The sequence below is a fragment of the Aestuariivirga sp. genome (genome assembly GCF_965227715.1).
GTDB lineage: Bacteria > Pseudomonadota > Alphaproteobacteria > Rhizobiales > Aestuariivirgaceae > Aestuariivirga.
Genome location: NZ_OZ245771.1, coordinates 24,680 through 37,507 on the forward strand (window position 1 = coordinate 24,680; position 12,828 = coordinate 37,507).

Below are 12,828 nucleotides of genomic sequence, written 5' to 3' on the forward strand. Positions count from 1 at the left end.
TCTCAGTCCTCGGAGCCGTTCTGGAGGGGGATCTTCGCGACATCCTCGTAGACGGCCTTTGAACCGGGCCGGAAGGCGAAGAGGATCGCGCCGGAGAAGAAGACGAACATCACGAGGAGGCCCCAGCTGTCCGCCAGTTCACGCATGAAGGTGTAGTGTTCCATGGCCATTACCTCGACATGTCTGCCTTGAAGGTGGAGAAGTCGACGAGGGTGCCGAGCATCTGGAGATAGGCGATCAGTGCGTCCATCTCCGTCACATTGCCCTCACCGTCGAAGTTGCGGGCAACCGCCTTCGGGTAGCGCTGCAACAGGCCGTCGGTGTTTTCGCCCGTGGCCTGGGCCACGAGGTCCGCCTCGGCATTGGCAATCTCGTCCTCGCTGTACATGCTGCCCTTGCCGTTGTTCGCGGCGATGTTCAGCGCGGCCAGATTGGCGCCGAAGCCTTTCGGGTCGATGGGCTTCTCCGCCAGGAAGGCGTAGCCGGGCATGATCGATTCCGGCACGACGTTCCGGGGGTTCGAGAGATGCTGGCGGTGCCATTCATCCGAATACTTGCCGCCGACGCGGGCCAGGTCCGGCCCGGTGCGCTTCGAGCCCCACTGGAAGGGGTGGTCGAATTGCGATTCGGCGGCCAGCGAGTAGTGGCCATAGCGTTCGACCTCGTCCCTGAAGGGGCGGATCATCTGGCTGTGGCACACATAGCAGCCTTCGCGGATGTAGACGTTCCGGCCTGCGAGCTCGAGCGGTGAATACGGGCGCATGCCCTCCACCTTCTCGATGGTGTTCTGCAGGTAGAAGAGCGGAACGATCTGGACGAGGCCGCCGATCGTGACCACGAGGAAGCTGAAGATCAGCAGCAGCGTGGCATTCTTTTCGAGTGTTTCGTGCTTCATGGCACCAATGTCCTCTTTTTCTTACGCCGCAGCCGAGATCATGCCGACAGGCTGGATCACGGGCTGAGAGCCTTTGATGGTGCGATAGATGTTGTAGACCATCAGCAGGCCGCCCAGCAGGAACAGGCTGCCGCCGAAGGCGCGGATGACGTAGTAGGGATGCATGGCATCCACCGTTTCCACGAAGGAATAGGCGAGGAAGCCATTGGCATCGTACTCACGCCACATCAGGCCCTGCATGATACCGGAGACCCACATCGCGGACGCGTAGACCACGATGCCGAGGGTAGCGAGCCACACGTGCCAGCTGACGAGGCGCAGCGAATAGACTTCTCGTCTGCCCCAGAGGCGCGGGATCAGATGATACATGCAGGCCATGGAGATCATGCCCACCCAGCCCAGCGCGCCGGAGTGAACGTGGCCGATGGTCCAGTCGGTGTAATGCGACAGCGAGTTCACCGCCTTGATCGACATCATCGGGCCTTCGAAGGTCGACATGCCGTAGAAAGCGACGGAGATCACCATCATGCGCAGCACGGGGTCCGTGCGGAGCTTGTCCCAGGCGCCAGAGAGCGTCATCAGGCCGTTGATCATGCCGCCCCAGGAGGGCATCCACAGCATGATCGAGAACACCATGCCGAGCGTCTGCGCCCAGTCGGGCAGCGCGGTGTAGTGCAGATGGTGCGGGCCTGCCCAGATATAGAGGAAGATCAGCGACCAGAAATGCACGATCGAGAGCCGGTAGGAGTAGACCGGCCGGTTGGCGCGCTTCGGGATGAAGTAATACATCATGCCAAGGAAGCCCGCGGTCAGGAAGAAGCCCACAGCGTTATGGCCATACCACCACTGGGTCAGGGCATCCTGCACGCCTGAGAACACCGAGTAGCTCTTGGAGCCCAGCAGCGACACCGGGATCGAGAGGTTGTTGACGATATGCAGCATGGCGATCGTCACGATGAAGGCCAAATAGAACCAGTTGGCCACATAGATGTGGGGTTCCTTGCGCTTCAGCAGGGTGCCGAAGAACACCAGGAAGTAAGCGACCCAGACAACCGTGAGCCAAAGGTCCACATACCATTCGGGTTCGGCATATTCGCGGCCCTCGGTGACCCCCAAGAGATAGCCCGTAGCGGCCAGCACGATGAAGAGCTGATAGCCCCAGAACACGAACCAGGCGAGGTTGCCGAGCGCCAGCCGCGTGCGATTCGTCCGCTGCACCACATAGAAGGAGGTGCAGAGAAGCGCGTTTCCGCCGAAAGCGAAGACCACAGCGGAGGTGTGGAGCGGGCGCAGACGGCCGAAGTTGAACCACTCGAGATCGGGGTTCCAGGCCGGATAGGCGAGCTGGAGGGCGATCACCAGCCCCACGAGGAAGCCGACGACGCCCCAGAACACCGTGGCGATTGCGCCGTAGCGCACCACATCGTCCATGTAGCCCGTCTCATCCGCCGCGGGCTTTCCGTAGCTCCGCGCCTTGAAGATCACGGCCAGTATGGCGGCAGCCGCCATGATGAACATGTGGATCCTGAAGGGCGCATCGAGCCCCATCGCGCCCGCCGAGACGGCGAGGATGGCGAGCAGGCCCCAAAAGGCCATCATCACCATCGCACCGCCACCCGAAGGCGTTCCTCTGTGTACGACCGTATCAGCCCCCATCGGAGACCCCCTTTTCTGACAATAATCCTGATGCACGAATGCGTGGCCCGGCCCGCCCGGGCATTGACATGGATCAATCACGCCGCACCATGTGACCTCCGGCGAGGCCGGATGGATCAGCGGCAGGCTTGATTCATCGGCACTTAACCCCGATCATGGCGGGATGATCGGGCAACTGAGCATATTGGCCGCAGGGCTCATTTACCTCGGCGCATTGTTTGCCGTGGCGAGCTATGGCGACCGCCGCTCCTTGACCTGGAACGTCCGGGCCGGACGGCCCTTGATCTATGCGCTGTCGCTTGGCGTCTACTGCACGTCCTGGACATATTTCGGCTCGGTGGGAATCGCGTCGCGCACCGGGCTCGACTTTTTGCCAATTTACTTAGGGCCGATTCTGGTGTTCGCGCTCGGCTGGCGGCTGCTGCAGTCAATCGCTACGCTGACAAAGCGGCACAACATCGCCTCCATAGCCGACTTCCTGTCCGCACGCTATGGAAAGAGCGAGGCGCTGGGCGCACTCGTCACCGTGATCGCGGTGATCGGCATCGTTCCCTATATCTCGATCCAGCTCAAGGCGGTGGCGGAGGCGCTGGCAGCACTCATCCAGGCGCCGCAGTGGTCAAGCGGGGTGCTGCCGGCGGCCTCCGGGCTCGACGGGCTGTCCCTGTTCGTGGTTCTCACCATGGGGATTTTCGCCATCCTGTTCGGCACCCGCCACATTGACACGACCGAGCATCAGGACGGGATGATCCTGGCGATTGCGGTCGAATCCATGGTGAAGCTGATCGCCTTCCTGGCGGTTGGCGTGTTCGTGGTGTTCGGCATGATGGGGGGCATTGGCCCCTTCCTGGCCCGTGCGAGGGCTGACTCTCAGGTGACCGCGCTGTTCTCCGGCGGGCTTGACGGCGGCCAGTGGCTGACCATGACGCTGCTTGCCGCCTTCGCCATCGTCATGCTGCCACGGCAGTTCCATGTGATGGCGGTCGAAAACACCAGCCGGGAGGAAATCCGCCGTGCGGCCTGGATTTTCCCGCTCTATCTGGTGGCGATCAACATCTTCGTCGTTCCTATTGCCGTGGCCGGGCTGCTGCTGCTCCCGCCGGGGTCAAACGGCGATACGTTCGTTCTGGCGCTGCCCGTGGCGGCGGGAAGCCCAGTGTTCGCGCTGATCGCCTTCATCGGCGGGCTTTCCGCCTCAACCGCCATGGTGATCGTCGAGTGCATCGCGCTCTCCGTGATGGTGTGCAACAACCTCGTGGTGCCGCTGCTGCTCCGCCGCCAGGTGGAGCGCGCCACGGTGCACCAGGATATGGGCGAAACGCTGATCCTGATTAGGCGCCTCGCCATCATCGTGGTGCTGGCACTTGCCTATGCTTATTACCGGATGATCGGGTCTTCCGCCGCCCTCGCGCAGGTGGGGCTTCTCTCCTTTGCGGCGGTTGCCCAATTCGCGCCGGCCTTTTTCGGCGGCCTCGTCTGGAAGCGGGCCACGGCGCGGGGCGCCATGTGGGGCATCACGGCGGGCTTTCTCGTCTGGGTCTATACGCTGCTGCTGCCGTCCTTTGCGGATGCGGGCTGGATCGGGCGCGGATTCCTGGAGCAGGGGCCCTGGGGCATTGGCCTTCTGAAGGCGCATATGCTGTTTGCCATGGAGTTCAACACGCTGACCCATGGCGTGATCTGGAGCCTTCTCGCCAATGTGGCGGCCTATGTGGCGGGCTCGCTGATGCGGCAGCCAACGCCCATCGAGCGGGTGCAGGCCACCTCCTTCGTCACACGGGACCTGCAGCCGGGATCGGGCTCGGGCTTCAAGCTGTGGCGCACGGCGGTGACGGCCGAGCGGCTGGAGGACACGGTTGCCCGCTACATCGGCGCCGAGCGGGCACATGCCGCGTTCGAGGGCTTCCGCGCGCAGCAGGGCCAGGTGGCCACCCGCGGCGGCGAGGCCGATGTGCGGCTCATTCGCTTTGCCGAGCATCTTCTCGCCAGTGCCGTGGGTGTGGCCTCCGCGCGCCTCGTCATTGCGCTGATGCTGGAGCGGCACTCGACCCATGCCCGGGGTGCCATGAAGCTGCTGGACGATGCGTCAGCGGCGATCCAGCACAATCGCGATCTCCTGCAATCGGCCATCGACAATGTGGACCAGGGGCTTGCCGTGTTCGAGCCCGGCATGACGCTGATCTGCTGGAATTCCACGCTGCAGGAATTCCTGGGGCTGGGTAGTGACCTGAACCGGGTGGGAACGCCCATCACCGAAGTGCTCGGCGCCTTCCTGGCGCGGACGGCGAGCGGCAAGCAGGCGGTGGATGACCGGGTGCGCAAGATCGCACTCACCCATGAAGTGTTCCGCGAACGGCGGGCTGATACGGGCCATGTGTTCGAGTTCCGGGCGAGCACCATGCCGGACGGGGGCGTGGTCGTGACCGTGATCGACGCCACCGAGAGCGTGATGGCCGCTGAAGAATTGCAGCGCGTGAATGAATCGCTCGAACGCCGCGTGAGTGAACGCACGGCCGAACTGACACGGCTTAATGCGGAGCTGGCTGCCGCCAAAGCGGAGGCCGATGCGGCGAACCTGTCCAAGACGCGCTTCATTGCGGCGGCGAGCCATGACATTCTGCAGCCGCTCAATGCCGCACGGCTTTTCACCTCCAGCCTCGTCGAACGGCTGAAGCGCTCGAAGGATGGGGAACTCGTCCGCAATGTGGACTCCTCGCTGGAGGCGGTTGAGGAGATTCTCTCGGCACTGCTCGATATCTCCCGGCTCGATGCGGGCGTGATGAAGGCCGAGATCGTGCCCTTCCGCATCGACGACATCCTGCAGCCGCTGGCGCTCGAATTCGGTCCGGCCGCGCGGAAGAAGGGGTTGAAGTTCACCGTGGTGCCCTGTGGCCTGGCACTGGAGTCCGACCGCAAGCTGCTGCGGCGCGTACTGCAAAACTTCGTGTCCAACGCCATCAAGTACACGAAGGAAGGCCGGGTGCTGATGGGGTGCCGGCGGCGCGGAGGGCTTCTCTCGATCGAGGTGCATGACACGGGTCCGGGCATCCCTGAGTCGAAGCTCGAGGTTATTTTCCAGGAGTTCCAGCGGCTCCACACGGATGGCGACGGGACTTCAGGCCTGGGGCTTGGCCTTTCGATTGTCGAGCGCATGGCGAAGGTTTTGGAGGTGCCTGTCCATGTGCGCTCGGCGCCGGGCCGGGGCTCGGTCTTCTCCGTCGAGGTGCCGATAGCCGAGGGCTTCCGGGTGCCGGTTGCCACGAGGGCGCGAAAGGTTCAGCCGCCGGCACTGGCGGGTGCCGTCAACGTGCTGGTGATCGACAATGAGCGGCCGATCCTCGAGGGGATGGATCTGCTGCTTTCGGGCTGGGGCAACTGCGTGTCCCTGGCGACAGGGCTTGACGAGGCGCTGGCGGCCTTTGCCGCGGCAGATGGCAAGATCGATATGATCCTGGCGGATTATCACCTGAACAATGAGGACGGGATTTCAGTGATCCGCGCCCTGAGGACCAGGGCCCGACGGCCCATCCCCGCCGTGCTGATTACCGCTGACAGGACCCCCGCCGTGGCGGATCTCGCTGTGGCGCATGACGTGCACCTGCTGCGGAAGCCCGTGAAACCCGCGGCGCTCAGGGCGGCAATGTCTCACGTGACGGCGCGGGCGGAGGTTTGAGGTGTGGCGGGAGGCGTCGAGTCCGCGCTCACACCGTGATGCCAGCGCAGGCTGGCTTCCCGCTTTGCTTGCGGCCATGCGGACACAAAGCGGGACCCCAGCCTTCGCTGGGGTGACGGAACGAATGGGGCGTCAGCCTGCCGGTGCGGCTTGGTTCGTGGCAGGAGTTGGGAAACCAGCAGGAAACGCCGATTGAATCTCCTTCGAGGAATTAAATCCTTGACAGCGCGCGCTGCTTGGGGTAAGAAAGGGTATTCCTGACAATTGGGTTTGAAGCTTCCTCTCCACCGGGGTGACGGAGAAGGGGGTGAGGGTGCGGCTGCTAGTGTTCTGCGGCGGCGATGCCGTCGATTCGGTTGGCGGCGATGACGGCCTGGGTGCGGCTGGAGACGTTCAGTTTTTGGAGGATGGCGGAAACATGGGCCTTGATGGTGGCTTCCGAGACGTTCAGCTCATAGGCGATCTGCTTGTTGAGGAGGCCTTCCTTCAACATCATCAGCACGCGGATCTGCTGGGCGGTGAGGGTGGCGATGCGGCGGGCGATGTCTTCGCCTTCCTTGTCGGCGGAAGACGACTGGGCATAGCCCTCGGGCACCCAGATATCGCCTTTGAGCACGGCGCTGACGGCGGCGACGATGGTTTCGATGCCGCTGGTTTTCGGAATGAAGCCGGAGGCATTGAGGTTCAGGGCCTTCTGGACGAGGCCATGATCATCCGCCGCGGTGATGATGGCGACGGGCACATTGGGATATTGGGCGCGGAGATAGATCAGACCCGAAAGGCCTTGCACGCCTGGCATGCGGAGATCGAGGAGGATGAGGTCAAAATCATCATCCTTGTCCAGAATGGCTGTGGCTTGATCGAGCGATCCGGCCAGGGTGACGGAGGATTGGGGAATGCCGCCAGATACCGCCTGCTTCAGCGCCTCGCGGAACAGCGGGTGGTCATCGACGATCAGGATCCGGGTTGTCCCCATGGTCTCAAGGTCCTCCCAAACCTACGATGTCATTCTTCACCCAAGGGGAGAGGCTTGGCAAGCGCAACCCTCACTTGACCTCTTTGGGCCTCTTACCTTCCAGCGATTGTTTCCGGTCCAGGAAGGTCCGGCGCATCCAGGGAACGTCCGGGGCGGACCAGTTGGGGGCAAGACCCACCACCATGTCGAAGAAGGCGATGGCGTTGGCGGGGTTCTCCGCCACGTTCTCCCGGAAAGAGTCCCAGAAGCGCGGATCATCCGCCACGCCCGATTCCGTGGGCTCGGCCGCACCCATCTCACTCAGCACGGCGGCGGCGACGGAGAGGCAGAAGCTCGTATAGGCATAGCCTTCCGGCCAGCGCTTCAGGCGGTGGTCAATGGTAGCGGGAAGCGCGGGAAGGCCCAGTTGATCAGGCACGATCGCGGTGATGGGGCGGGCGGCCAGGAGCTCCTTCAGCATCATGCCGGCGGCAAAGATGGTGAAGTCCTTCCGGTCAATGTCCGCCAGGTGCTTGGTCTGGTCGAAGGCCTGGCGCCAGCGCGAGAAGGCTTCGGCCAGGGCCGCGTGGTCAACCTCCGCCGCAAGGCCCGTGCCTTTGAACAGGAGCTCGATGTTTTTCTCGAAGCTCCACAGAATGGTGCGGAAGCGGCGGGCCTCATGGGAGAGGTCGCCAACTTTTTCCACTTCCGTCTTGAGGGGCGTGAGCATGGGGGGAGTTTAGCCCCATCGGGCGAAGACTTGCAAATCAGCGGCGAAAAGCGCCACAAAGGGGCAACAGTTCTCGTTCAAGCCCGCCGAAGGTGAACGGGGTTAAGGAACGAAGAGGGGAATTCAAAAATGTCATCGCCCATGTCGAGCGACCTGAAGTCGGGTGCGCTGGTCTACCATTCTGAGCCCAAGCCCGGGAAACTCGAAATCCGCGCCACCAAGCCGCTCGGCAACCAGCGCGACATGGCGCTGGCCTATTCACCCGGCGTGGCTGCGGTGTCTGAAGCGATCCATGCCGACCCGTCGCTCGTCTCCAAATACACCAGCAGGGCCAATCTGGTGGGCGTCGTCACCAATGGCACGGCGGTGCTGGGGCTTGGCAATATCGGGCCGCTGGCGGCAAAGCCGGTGATGGAGGGCAAGGCGGTGCTCTTCAAGAAATTCGCAGATATCGATGTGTTCGACATCGAACTGGCGGAAACCAGTGTCGAGGGCATGGTGAGCACGGTTGCGGCACTCGAGCCCACCTTCGGCGGCATCAACCTTGAGGATATCAAGGCGCCCGAGTGCTTCGAGATCGAGCAGCGCCTGCGCGAGCGCATGAATATCCCCGTGTTCCATGACGACCAGCACGGCACGGCGGTGATCGTGGGGGCGGCTGTGACCAACGCGCTGATGCTGGCGGGCAAGGATATCTCCAAGATCAAGATCGTGGCCTGCGGGGCAGGAGCTGCCGCATTGGCCTGCCTGAACCAGCTGGTGAGCCTGGGTGCCGAGCGGAGCCACATCTGGGTCGCCGATGTCGAGGGCGTGGTCTACAAGGGTCGCGAGGTGCTGATGGACCGCTGGAAAGCGGCCTTTGCGCAGGAAACGGACGCGCGGAGCCTAAGCGAGATCATCGCAGGGGCTGACATCTTCCTCGGCCTTTCAGCAGGCGGCGTGCTGAAGCCAGAACTTTTGAAGCAGATGGCGCCGAACCCCCTGATCATGGCGCTGGCCAACCCCACGCCCGAGATCATGCCGGAGCTTGCCGTGGCGGTGAGGCCTGACGCCATGATCTGCACCGGGCGCTCTGACTACCCCAACCAGGTGAACAACGTATTGTGTTTTCCCTATATCTTCCGCGGTGCGCTGGATGTGGGGGCCTCCACCATCAACGAGGCGATGAAGCAGGCAGCCGTCAACGCGATTGCAGGCCTTGCCCGCGAGACGCCGTCGGACGTGGTGGCCCGCGCCTATGGCGGCGAGGCGCGATTGTTCGGCAAGGATTCGCTGATCCCTGCGCCCTTCGACCCTCGGCTGATCCTGCGGGTGGCGCCTGCCGTGGCCCGCGCGGCGATGGAGAGCGGTGTGGCGACCAGGCCCATCGAGGACATGGTGGCCTATGCCGAACGGCTCGAGCGCTTCGTGTTCCGCTCGGGCTTCGTGATGCGGCAGATCTTCATCGCGGCCAAACGATCGCCCAAGCGCGTGATCTATGCCGATGGCGAGGACGAGCGCGTGCTGCGCGCGGCCGAAGTTGTGCTGGAGGAGGGGATTGCGAAGCCAATCCTCATCGGCAGGCCGGCGGTGATCGAGACCAGGCTCAAGCGCTATGGACTATCAATCAGGCTGGGGCATGACTTCGAGGTGGTGAACCCGGAAGACGATCCGCGCTACCGCGACTATGTGCAGACCTATGTGGAAACGGCGGGCCGCCGCGGCATCACGCCCGATGCGGCGCGCACATTGGTGCGAACGTCCACCACGGTGATCGCGGCACTTGCCCTGAAGCGGGGGGAGGCGGATGCGATGATCTGCGGGCTTGAGGGCCGCTACCGCGCCAAGCTCCGCCACATCCGCGATATTGTGGGGCTGGCACCGGGCGCGCGCGAATTCGCGGCGATGAGCCTGATGATCACTTCACGCGGGGTGGTGTTCCTGACCGACACGCATGTGCAGGCGGAGCCTTCGGCGGAGGCCATGGCTGACACGGTGCTGATGTGCGCCGCCCATGTGCAGCGCTTCGGCATCAAGCCCAAAGTGGCGCTGGTGGCCCATTCCGACTTCGGCGATTTCGACACGCCGGTGACGCTGCGGATGCGCGCGGCACTGGCCATGGTGCATGCGAGAGCGCCGGAGCTTGAGATCGACGGCGAAATGCAGGCCGATACGGCCCTGATCGAATCCGTACGGCAGCGGAAGCTGCCGTCCTCGACACTGAAGGGCGAGGCCAATCTGCTGGTGATGCCAGGGCTGACATCCGCCAATGTCGCCTATCAGGTGATGAAGGTGTTCGGTGACGCGCTCCCCGTGGGGCCAATCCTGCTGGGCGCGGCACTGCCGGCGCATATCCTGACGGGCTCCGTTACCTCGCGCGGTGTCGTCAACATGACGGCGATTGCCGTTGCTGAAGCAGCGACCTGCCACCGCGCCGGATGATTTGAGAGCATGACAGCACGAACCTATCTGATCGGCGTCGACACCGGCGGCACCTATACGGACGCGGCGGTGATCGAGGCGCAGGGGCACAGGGTGGTGGCCTCGGCCAAATCCATCACGACCAAGGGCGATCTCTCCATCGGCGTGACGGGGGCGATCACGGCTGCCGTGGCGAAGCTGCCGCAGGGGCTGAGGCCGGAGGACATTTCGTTGGTGTCCGTGTCCACCACGCTTGCCACCAATGCGGTGGTGGAGGGGCATGGCTCCGCCGTGGGCGTGATCCTGATCGGCTTCGATCAGGCGATGGCGGAGCGGACGGGGATTGCCAAAGCGTTTCCCGGCATGCCCATTGCCATGATTGCAGGCGGGCATGACCACAATGGCGATGAGGCGAAGCCCCTGGATGTGGCGGCGCTGGGGGCTGCCGTTCTGGCGATGCCGGTTGATGCCTTTGCAATTGCATCTGCCTTCGCCGTGCGGAACCCCAAGCATGAGCAGCGGGCACGCGAGATCGTGGCTGAGGCCACGGGGAAGCCTGCAACGCTTTCAACCGAGCTGACCTCCGCGCTCGATGCGCCCCGGAGGGCGCTGACGGCGGTGCTGAACGCGCGGCTGATCTCGCGCGTCTCCATGCTGATCAGCGCGGTGAGGCGTTCCATGGCGGAGCTTCGCATCGACTGCCCGCTGATGATCGTGAAGGGTGACGGCACGCTGGCGCTGGCGGACCGCGTGGCGCTGAGGCCCATCGAAACGGTGTTGTCAGGCCCTGCGGCGAGCCTTGTGGGTGCCTCCTGGCTGTGCGGGGCCAAGGATTTCATCATGTCCGACATGGGAGGCACGACGACGGATCTGGGCATCCTCCAGAACGGCCGGCCGCAGGTGGCGGAGCAGGGCGCGGAAGTAGGCGGCTGGCGCACCATGGTGAAGGCCATCGACGTCAAGACCGTGGGGCTTGGCGGCGACAGCGAGATTGCGATCGACCTCAATGGCAAGATCACCGTGGGACCGCAGCGGGTGGCGCCGATTTCGCTTCTCGCCTCACGCTACCCGGAAGTGGTGGCCATGCTGGAGGCGGATCTGGCGGATACCGAGGGCGGCTCACTACACGGCAAGTTCGTGCTGAAGCCCTTCGGCGCGACGGCGGCCCTGAACGCGGAAGTGAACCCGCGCGAGGCGGAGCTTTTGGCGTTGGTGGACGAGCGGCCAAAGCCCATCCGCAAGGTGGCGGTCTCGTCCGCCGCGCAGCGGGCGCTGGCTTCACTGAAGCGCAAGGGCCTGGTGCAGACGGGTGGGTTCACGCCGTCCGATGCAGCGCATGTGCTGGGCCTGCAGGACAATTGGCCGGGGCCCGCAGCAGAGCTTGCCGCGAAGCTGATGGTGCGCTTCCGCGACATGAAGCTGGGCGATGCGGCGCGCGTTCAAGGCTTCTGCCGTGAAGTCTGGTCCGAGACCGTGCGGCGAACGGCGAAGGTGATCCTCGACACGGCCTTCGGCAAGAGCTTCGGCGAACACGAGCTGGTGGATGCGGTGTGCTCTGGCCGGGGAAATCTGGGGCTGGCGCGGGTCTCACTGTCACCTTCCGTGCCCGTCGTTGCCGTGGGCGGGCCGGTGCGGGTTTATTATCAAGAGGTGGGAAAAAGGCTCGGCTGCGAGATGGTCTTCCCGCCCTTCTTCGATGTGGCGAATGCGGTGGGTGCGGCGACCGGCGTCATCGCGCAGGTGGTGACGGTGACGGTGGAAGGCGATGGCAGCGGGCTGTTCCGCCTGCACGGGCCTCAGGGCACGGCGGTGTTCACCTCCGGCCCCGAAGCGCTGGCGGCGGCGGAGGCTCTGGCCCGCAGTGCGGCGGCCGAGGCGGTGCGCCAGCTGGGGGCTGAAGAGCCGCAGGTGCATGTGAGCATGAGCAAGAGCCGCCTGCCCGACGCGGTAGATGACAATGGCCTGCTCGAGGCCAAGATACGGGCCGAAGCCATCGGGCGGCCGGAAACCGGGCAGCGCTGAGCGAAATCGCCGATGGCCGCAACGCGCGGTGCGTTTCGGCGGATTTGATTCGGGCTTAGAGATTTCCCCCGGGGCGGCTGAACTGGGGGAGGATTTGCATCATGAAAGGTGCGGCACGGCCATTTTTCATTCTGGCGGTTTGTTATGCGGTGGCGGGCATGGTGCTCGGCATCGCCATGGCGGCGATGCATGACCACACGCAAATGCCCACGCATGCGCATATCATGGTGGCGGGCTTTCTGATGTCGTCGGTGTTCGCCTTCTTCTACCATCTGTTTCCGGAAATCGGCTCGAGGCCAATGGCCCGGATCCATTTCTATGTTCAGGCGATCAGCGGCGTGGTGCTGGTGGCCTCGCTCTTCGTGCTTCTGCAGGGGACGGAGCAGATTGAACCGGTGACGGCGCTTGCCTCCATCGGTTTTCTGGCCGGCATGCTGCTGTTCATCTGGAACGCAAGGCCGGTGCTGCGGGCGGCGTGAGAAGCGGGTCAGCCTTCT

At 63.9% G+C, this 12,828-nt stretch carries 9 protein-coding genes; 4 read left to right on the forward strand and 5 right to left on the reverse strand.

Translation table 11 applies throughout. The annotated features are described in order from the left end of the window. Window positions 1–2 precede the first annotated feature (2 nt). The 3 genes from ACO06F_RS00090 to ccoN are packed head-to-tail and all read right to left on the reverse strand — an operon-like array spanning window position 3 to window position 2,500. Window positions 3–164 (reverse strand): cbb3-type cytochrome c oxidase subunit 3, encoded by a 162-nt coding sequence (locus ACO06F_RS00090; RefSeq protein ID WP_421694673.1) that lies wholly within the window; start codon window positions 162–164, stop codon window positions 3–5. Between the two features lie 5 nt (window positions 165–169). Next, window positions 170–895, reverse strand: a complete 726-nt coding sequence (ccoO, locus tag ACO06F_RS00095) for a cytochrome-c oxidase, cbb3-type subunit II (RefSeq protein WP_421694674.1) — start codon at window positions 893–895, stop codon at window positions 170–172. 21 nt (window positions 896–916) lie between these two features. Further along, on the reverse strand, window positions 917–2,500 hold the full coding sequence (ccoN, locus tag ACO06F_RS00100) for a cytochrome-c oxidase, cbb3-type subunit I (RefSeq protein ID WP_421696741.1): 1,584 nt from the start codon (window positions 2,498–2,500) through the stop codon (window positions 917–919). A gap of 214 nt (window positions 2,501–2,714) precedes the next feature. Here ccoN and ACO06F_RS00105 point away from each other — a divergent pair, with 214 nt between their 5' ends. Continuing rightward, the gene (locus tag ACO06F_RS00105; RefSeq protein WP_421694675.1) at window positions 2,715–6,224 is read left to right on the forward strand and encodes a NahK/ErcS family hybrid sensor histidine kinase/response regulator; all 3,510 of its coding nucleotides are present in this window, start codon (window positions 2,715–2,717) and stop codon (window positions 6,222–6,224) included. A gap of 322 nt (window positions 6,225–6,546) precedes the next feature. Here ACO06F_RS00105 and ACO06F_RS00110 read toward each other — a convergent pair whose 3' ends face one another. Together ACO06F_RS00110 and ACO06F_RS00115 are read right to left on the reverse strand one after the other, a co-directional pair. Then, entirely contained in the window at window positions 6,547–7,200 is a 654-nt protein-coding gene (locus tag ACO06F_RS00110) for a response regulator (RefSeq protein ID WP_421694676.1), read from the reverse strand. 70 nt (window positions 7,201–7,270) lie between these two features. Next, entirely contained in the window at window positions 7,271–7,909 is a 639-nt protein-coding gene (locus ACO06F_RS00115) for a hypothetical protein (protein WP_421694677.1), read from the reverse strand. A 129-nt stretch (window positions 7,910–8,038) separates the two neighbouring features. On the opposite strand from ACO06F_RS00115, the gene ACO06F_RS00120 reads away from it, so the two are divergent. The 3 genes from ACO06F_RS00120 (at window position 8,039) to ACO06F_RS00130 (ending at window position 12,810) form a co-directional block, all read left to right on the forward strand. Beyond that, complete coding sequence (locus tag ACO06F_RS00120; RefSeq protein WP_421694678.1) at window positions 8,039–10,330, forward strand: NADP-dependent malic enzyme; 2,292 nt, start codon at window positions 8,039–8,041, stop codon at window positions 10,328–10,330. 9 nt (window positions 10,331–10,339) lie between these two features. Beyond that, window positions 10,340–12,331: a hydantoinase/oxoprolinase family protein gene (locus ACO06F_RS00125; RefSeq protein ID WP_421694679.1), complete on the forward strand. Its 1,992-nt coding sequence runs from the start codon at window positions 10,340–10,342 to the stop codon at window positions 12,329–12,331. Between the two features lie 101 nt (window positions 12,332–12,432). Then, complete coding sequence (locus ACO06F_RS00130; protein ID WP_421694680.1) at window positions 12,433–12,810, forward strand: NnrS family protein; 378 nt, start codon at window positions 12,433–12,435, stop codon at window positions 12,808–12,810. Window positions 12,811–12,828 lie beyond the last annotated feature (18 nt).

Excerpts from the sequence above, each read along its gene's own strand:
- ACO06F_RS00110 (WP_421694676.1), bottom strand. The coding sequence starts at position 7,200 with ATGGGGACAACCCGGATCCTGATCGTCGATGACCACCCGCTGTTCCGC.
- ACO06F_RS00125 (WP_421694679.1), top strand. The coding sequence starts at position 10,340 with ATGACAGCACGAACCTATCTGATCGGCGTCGACACCGGCGGCACCTAT.
- ACO06F_RS00130 (WP_421694680.1), top strand. The coding sequence starts at position 12,433 with ATGAAAGGTGCGGCACGGCCATTTTTCATTCTGGCGGTTTGTTATGCG.
- ACO06F_RS00105 (WP_421694675.1), top strand. The coding sequence starts at position 2,715 with ATGATCGGGCAACTGAGCATATTGGCCGCAGGGCTCATTTACCTCGGC.
- ACO06F_RS00090 (WP_421694673.1), bottom strand. The coding sequence starts at position 164 with ATGGAACACTACACCTTCATGCGTGAACTGGCGGACAGCTGGGGCCTC.
- ACO06F_RS00120 (WP_421694678.1), top strand. The coding sequence starts at position 8,039 with ATGTCATCGCCCATGTCGAGCGACCTGAAGTCGGGTGCGCTGGTCTAC.
- ACO06F_RS00115 (WP_421694677.1), bottom strand. The coding sequence starts at position 7,909 with ATGCTCACGCCCCTCAAGACGGAAGTGGAAAAAGTTGGCGACCTCTCC.
- ccoO (WP_421694674.1), bottom strand. The coding sequence starts at position 895 with ATGAAGCACGAAACACTCGAAAAGAATGCCACGCTGCTGCTGATCTTC.
- ccoN (WP_421696741.1), bottom strand. The coding sequence starts at position 2,500 with ATGGTGATGATGGCCTTTTGGGGCCTGCTCGCCATCCTCGCCGTCTCG.